Source organism: Microcystis sp. M49636_WE2, assembly GCF_030065375.1.
GTDB classification, from domain to species: Bacteria; Cyanobacteriota; Cyanobacteriia; order Cyanobacteriales; family Microcystaceae; genus Microcystis; species Microcystis aeruginosa_C.
Map to the genome: position 1 here is coordinate 1 of NZ_JASJFG010000353.1, position 2,139 is coordinate 2,139.

3 protein-coding genes are annotated in these 2,139 nt (G+C 40.1%); all 3 read right to left on the reverse strand.

The features are described from left to right. Positions 1-240, reverse strand: a 240-nt coding sequence (locus tag PX484_RS08420; RefSeq protein ID WP_288103441.1) for a carotenoid oxygenase family protein, incomplete at its 3' end; no start/stop codon positions are given. Positions 241-357: 117 nt separating this feature from the next. Next, complete coding sequence (locus PX484_RS08425; protein WP_288103443.1) at positions 358-1,008, reverse strand: Uma2 family endonuclease; 651 nt, start codon at positions 1,006-1,008, stop codon at positions 358-360. Positions 1,009-1,402: 394 nt separating this feature from the next. Beyond that, positions 1,403-2,139: RNA-guided endonuclease InsQ/TnpB family protein (locus PX484_RS08430; RefSeq protein ID WP_288103445.1), on the reverse strand; the 737-nt coding region annotated here is incomplete at its 5' end.

A 2,139-nucleotide genomic window follows, 5' to 3' on the forward strand; every position in this document is an offset into this window, starting at 1 on the left:
AGCAGTCTGAACATAACGATAGGTGGCACTGGCTCCCTTATCATGAAAATGTACAGCTAAAACTGCCCCATCTCCGTCAAACCAATGACCAACTTTTTGCTTACCTCTTTCTAATCTCCCCGGACCATTGCGATAGAGACTCCCCCGCAATCCCTCGGGAATTTTCCCCGATAATAAGGTTAATTGCGTTTCAGAAAATTCCACTGCTGGTTTTTCTAAAGATTTTGCCCAAGCTTTCATAGATTTGTTCTTTTTACTGATTACATAGTTAAGTATAGCCCTAGGCTAGGTTCAATGACGATAACTTAGGCAGTTAACCAGTTAGTTAGTATTCGTCACAACCCATCAATTATGTCATTATAAAGTATCGGGATCAATTCCCAGAGAACGGATATATTCAGCTAAACGTTCAGCTTTAAGACGCTCTTGTTCTAACCGTTGAGATAACTCGATAGAAGTCAAAAATTTCTGACCATCTAAACCATAAATTTCTAACTCATCTCCTCTCAATTCAAATCTGATCTTTAACCGAGGACTAATCCATCCCTTAATCTCAGGTATAGAACTTAATAGTCCTTCCTGTCTCCACCATCCCTGAAAATTATGAGAATCCGGATCATAGAGATAGTATTCTTCCACTCCATAACGTTGATAAAAGAGTAGTTTTCGCTCCATTTCTTCTAAACTATTAGAGGGGGAGAGAATTTCAAAAACCACTTGAGGAGCGATGTTATCTTCTTGCCATTGTTTATAGGAACCCCGTCTTCCTTTCGGACGACCAAATACTACCATAACATCGGGAGCAACTGGTCCAGTAATTTTCTTATCTTGGACAGGATACCAGAGCAGATCTCCAGCAATAAAAACGTTAGGAGAATTAGCAAAGAGAATCTCAAGATTTTCTTTGATTTTAACGATCCATTCATATTGTTCGGTATTATCGGCCATGGGTTTACCGTCACTATCGGGGTATTCAATATCTGGATCAATAGCTGGTGTAAAGGTCATAATTTCTGATCTGAGGTTATTTGTCTGAAAATTAAATTCTAGCAGTGAGGTTATCTTTCCCCTGTAGTCCCAAAATAACATCGCCAATAACGTTGATCAAAATGTTTGTGTACTTTTGTTAAAAAGAAAAAGTTTTCTTGACAAAAAGAACAACTTGTGATGCAGGATAAATCTCTAACTTGGCAAAAATTCCCCGCACTAGAAGCTGATCGAAGATAGCGATCGAGGGTTATAATCGAGCCATTACCCCGCGCTCCCAGTCGGGAAGATAAATCTTTGACATCCTCACCGCCGTAAACGGACGGCGATTCCCAAACCTCACGATTTGAGTTTCTGCTTGGGGTCCCGAAGGATTTTTCGCACCTGCCGCCCCAGATTTACTCTGTTCTGGTCATCAGGTCGCTCTACAGACTGACACCGCAAGCCCTGCGGCCAAAATATTTTTACTAGCGTTAACATCTCGGTCATGGTGAGTCCCACAGTCTGGACAATCCCACTCTCGAATATTTAACGGCATTTTCTCAGCAATATGCCCACAATTACTACATCTTTTAGAACTAGGAAACCATCTATCTATTTCGATGTAATTTCTGCCGTACCAACGGCATTTATAGGCTAATTGTCGAGTGATTTCTCCCCATCTTACATCAGATATTGCCTGAGATAATTTCGGGTTTTTGACCAGATTCTTGACGGCTAAATTCTCAACCACAATCGTTTGGTTTTCACGAACTAATTGATTGGTTAGCTTGTGTAAATGGTCTTTTCTGTTATCAGTAATTTGAGCGTGAATCCTTGCTACTTTGATTCTCGCTTTTTCTCGATTTTTTGACCCTTTCTGTTTTCTAGAAAGATTTTTTTGTGCTTTTCGCAGTCTCCGATAATGCTTTTTAAAATGCTTAGGATTAGATACTTTATCGCCATTGCTGGTAATCACAAGGCTACTAATTCCTAAGTCAATTCCAATGGCTTTATCTGTTACTGGTAAAGGCTTAATCGTTGGGTCATCAAATCTTATTGAGATATGCCAGCGTCCAGAAGGATGTAATCTGACTGTTACTGTGCTTGGTTCACAGCTTTCTGGGATTTGTCTTGACCATCGAATAGGTAAAGGTTCTGTGCATTTAGCTA

Bases quoted from the DNA above. Each gene is read 5' to 3' on its own strand.
- PX484_RS08425 (WP_288103443.1), bottom strand. From the start codon at position 1,008: ATGACCTTTACACCAGCTATTGATCCAGATATTGAATACCCCGATAGT.